Source organism: Mesorhizobium sp. M1E.F.Ca.ET.063.01.1.1, assembly GCF_003998155.1.
In the GTDB taxonomy this organism is placed as follows: Bacteria; Pseudomonadota; Alphaproteobacteria; order Rhizobiales; family Rhizobiaceae; genus Mesorhizobium.
The window spans coordinates 1-3,471 of record NZ_RZSC01000624.1; the positions used below are offsets into that span (position 1 = coordinate 1).

General features: G+C 63.5%; 5 protein-coding genes and 1 tRNA gene. 2 read left to right on the forward strand and 4 right to left on the reverse strand.

Translation table 11 applies throughout. From position 1 onward, the window contains the following. The 4 genes from EOA29_RS29375 to EOA29_RS29390 all read right to left on the reverse strand — a co-directional run. The coding region (locus tag EOA29_RS29375) for a VOC family protein (RefSeq protein ID WP_145969855.1) at positions 1 to 352 on the reverse strand (352 nt) is incomplete at its 3' end. A gap of 160 nt (positions 353 to 512) precedes the next feature. Beyond that, positions 513 to 587, reverse strand: a tRNA-Glu gene (locus EOA29_RS29380). 85 nt (positions 588 to 672) lie between these two features. After that, positions 673 to 1,086, reverse strand: a complete 414-nt coding sequence (locus tag EOA29_RS29385; protein WP_126095714.1) for a VOC family protein — start codon at positions 1,084 to 1,086, stop codon at positions 673 to 675. An 11-nt stretch (positions 1,087 to 1,097) separates the two neighbouring features. Next, the gene (locus EOA29_RS29390) at positions 1,098 to 1,481 is read right to left on the reverse strand and encodes a fimbrial protein (RefSeq protein ID WP_126091544.1); all 384 of its coding nucleotides are present in this window, start codon (positions 1,479 to 1,481) and stop codon (positions 1,098 to 1,100) included. A gap of 106 nt (positions 1,482 to 1,587) precedes the next feature. Between EOA29_RS29390 and EOA29_RS29395 the strand changes: the two genes are divergently transcribed. Both EOA29_RS29395 and EOA29_RS29400 read left to right on the forward strand, forming a co-directional pair. Then, positions 1,588 to 2,580: an RluA family pseudouridine synthase gene (locus EOA29_RS29395; protein ID WP_127221975.1), complete on the forward strand. Its 993-nt coding sequence runs from the start codon at positions 1,588 to 1,590 to the stop codon at positions 2,578 to 2,580. A gap of 209 nt (positions 2,581 to 2,789) precedes the next feature. Further along, positions 2,790 to 3,471 (forward strand): RNA polymerase factor sigma-32 (locus EOA29_RS29400; RefSeq protein ID WP_127221976.1); only part of this gene is annotated, 682 nt, incomplete at its 3' end.

The window sequence follows — 3,471 nt, forward strand, 5'->3', positions numbered from 1 at the left end:
AATCCATGAAGCCGCGGTCCTTGACGCCGCTGTGCTTGATGCCGCGCTCGTCGAGCCGGGCGACGGCCTGCAGGAACGTCACCCGCGACACCGAGAACGCGATGTGGTGGACGCAGCCGATATCGGTCGGCGTCCGCCGCTTGACCGGCGTTCGGCTCTCGTCGGTGAAGACGGTGATCAGCCGGCCGTCGCCGGGATCGAAATAGAGATGGCTTTCGCTCGCCTTATCGAGATTGGGTTGCTCGAAGATGAAGGGCATGCCGAGCACGCCCTCCCAGAAATCGATCGAGGTCTGACGATCGGCGCCGACCAGCGTGATGTGATGGACGCATTGCGATTGCAGTTTTTGCATTGGCTCCTCCCGCCGCCTCGCTTGCCTCTTTTGCTGGGCAAGTTCGAAGCCGGAACCCTTGGTGCTTTGGCCAAGGACAATCACGCAATGCTAATTCAATCGGCAACGCCACGCCAGAAGAGATGCGCGACGCAGTGCAAGGCCGAGTGACGGGGAGACTTGGTACGCCCAAGGGGAATCGAACCCCTGTTACCGCCGTGAGAGGGCGGTGTCCTGACCGCTAGACGATGGGCGCGCTCAAGAACCGGCTACATAGGATGACGGCCGCGAAAAAGCAACTGGGGTTTCAGCTTGTTCGCGGACTATGCCGAATGGCCCAATCAACCTCGCCGTTTCGGCTCGATCAGGTCCCAGAGATTGCCGTAGAGGTCGGCGAACACCGCCACCGTGCCATAGGCCTCATGGCGCGGCGCCTCGCGGAACTCGACACCCCTGCCAAGCATCGCCTCGTGGTCGCGCGCGAAGTCGTCCGTTTCGAGGAAGAGAAACACCCGGCCGCCGGTCTGGTCGCCGATGCGGCTCGCCTGCATTTCGTCTGACGCTTCCGCCAAGAGCAGCCGCGCGCCCTGCCCGTCTGCCGGCGTGACCGTCACCCAGCGCTTGCCGCCGCCGAGGTCGACATCGTCGGTCAGCGCAAAGCCGAGCCGCTCGACATACCAGGCGATCGCCTCGTCATAGTTCCCGACGACGAGCGCCACGGTCGCAATGCGGCGGTTATCGGCAAAGCCGCTCATTTGTTGCGGGCTCATTTGTTGCGGATCGCGAACTGGCCGATCATGCGGCGCTCGGCGATGTCGTAGACGAAGATGGCGCGGCTGCCGTCGGCGAGCTCGGCATCGATCGACAGTCGGTTGCCGGAGAGCGACTGGCTGACCACCTTGGCGCCGACCGGCAGCACGATATCGCCGCCGAGCGGCGCCCCGGCCGGAGCCTGGACGTCGCCGGCAGGCGCCGAACCCGCGCCAGGCGCATTGCGGGCTTTGTAGACAAGCGCCCCGATCACCACCATAAGGGCGAGGAAGAGAAGGCCGAGATTGACGATCATGAAGCGGATGAGCTTCCTGCGCACTTTCTCGGCCGCGGGATCGAGCGGCTTTTCCTCATCTTCTTCGGCGATGGGCCGGGCCATGGCTAAACAATCCGCAACGGGTTTCGATGAGCGCTCATAACGAAGAGACCCCGATTTTGATAGGGCCTCGATTTTGATACCGGATGAATTGGCGAGCGGCGAAGCCATGGAATTGGAAGCCGGCGCGGAAGCCGCAGGGCAGCGCCTCGACCAGTGGCTGGCCGCGAAGCTCGGTCCCGACATTTCACGCAGCCGCGTGCAGATGCTGATCAAACAGGGCGCGGTCTCGATCGCCGGCAGACCGGTCGAGGAGACCAAACGCAAGATGGCCGCCGCCGAGCGTGTCTCGGTCGTCATGCCGGAGCCGGAGCCGGCCGAGCCGCAGGGCGAGGCGATCCAGCTCGACATCCTTTACGAGGACGACGAGCTGATCGTCATCAACAAGCCGGCGGGGCTGGTCGTCCACCCCGGCGCCGGCAACTGGACCGGCACGCTGGTCAACGCGTTGATCCATCATTGCGGCGACAGCCTTTCCGGCATCGGCGGCGTCAAGCGGCCGGGCATCGTGCACCGGCTGGACAAGGAAACCAGCGGCGTCATGGTCGCGGCCAAGACCGACCGCGCCCACAAGGCGCTGTCGGAGGCCTTCGCCGACCATGGCCTGACCGGTGACCTCCAACGCGCCTATCTGGCGCTGGTCTGGGGCATTCCGCAGCGGCCGGCCGGCACCGTCGACGCCCCGCTCGGCCGCGCCGCTGACCGGGTCCGCCGCGCCGTGGTTCCCGAAGGCCGCGACGACGCCCGCCACGCCGTCACCCATTTCACCGTGGTCGAGCGCTTCGGCGAGGGCCAGAAGGCCTTCACCACCGCCAGCCTGGTCGAATGCCGGCTGGAGACCGGCCGCACCCACCAGATCAGGGTCCACATGGCGCATATCGGCCATCCCGTGATCGGCGATCCGGACTACGGCCAGGCCTTCCGGACCAAGGCCAACCGGCTGCCGGAACCGCTGAAAAGAGAGGTCAATGCATTTTCCAGGCAGGCGCTCCACGCCTGGCTCCTTGAATTTCGGCATCCGACCACCCATGTAACGATGAGGTTCGAGGCGCCGATGCCGAGGGATATGGAGGAACTCGTCTGCGGTTTCCGCAAGCTCTGAACCGGTCATCAAGACGCTTCAAACCAGCCATCAAAAAACCTGACTGGCGTTGTTCACTTCAACGTGACACACTGTTTCGTGTTGAACAAAAGCTGTCCTTTCTAGTTTTGTTCCTATATATACCGCTTGCCGCGAATGAGCCTTAGGCATTCGCGTCACATGCCCGCCGCGTTAAGGGGGCACCACTCTAATAGAGAGGGGGCGCTATCATGGCCCAGTCATTACCCAGTATCGTTTCCGGTGAAGGCGGTCTCGCCCGTTATCTGGAAGAAATCCGCCGCTTTCCGATGCTGCAGCCGCAGGAAGAGTACATGCTCGCCAAGCGTTATGCCGAGCATGAGGACACTTCGGCTGCGCACAAGCTCGTCACCAGCCATCTGAGGCTCGTCGCCAAGATTGCCATGGGCTATCGCGGCTACGGCCTGCCGATCGGCGAAGTGATCTCGGAAGGCAATGTCGGCCTCATGCAGGCTGTGAAGAAATTCGAACCGGAGCGCGGCTTCCGGCTCGCTACCTATGCCATGTGGTGGATCAAGGCCTCGATCCAGGAATACATCCTGCGCTCGTGGAGCCTGGTCAAAATGGGCACCACCGCCAACCAGAAGCGCCTGTTCTTCAACCTGCGCAAGGTGAAGGGCAGAATCCAGGCGCTCGACGACGGCGACCTCAAGCCCGACCAGATCGCTGAGATCGCCACGCGCCTCAACGTGTCCGAGGCCGAAGTGGTGTCGATGAACCGCCGCCTGTCGGGCGACGCTTCGCTCAACGCCCCGATCAGGGCGAGCGAGGGTGAGTCCGGCGAATGGCAGGACTGGCTGGTCGACGACCACGAAAGCCAGGAAGAAATGCTGATCGAGCAGGACGAGCTGGAAAGCCGGCGCGCCATGCTGT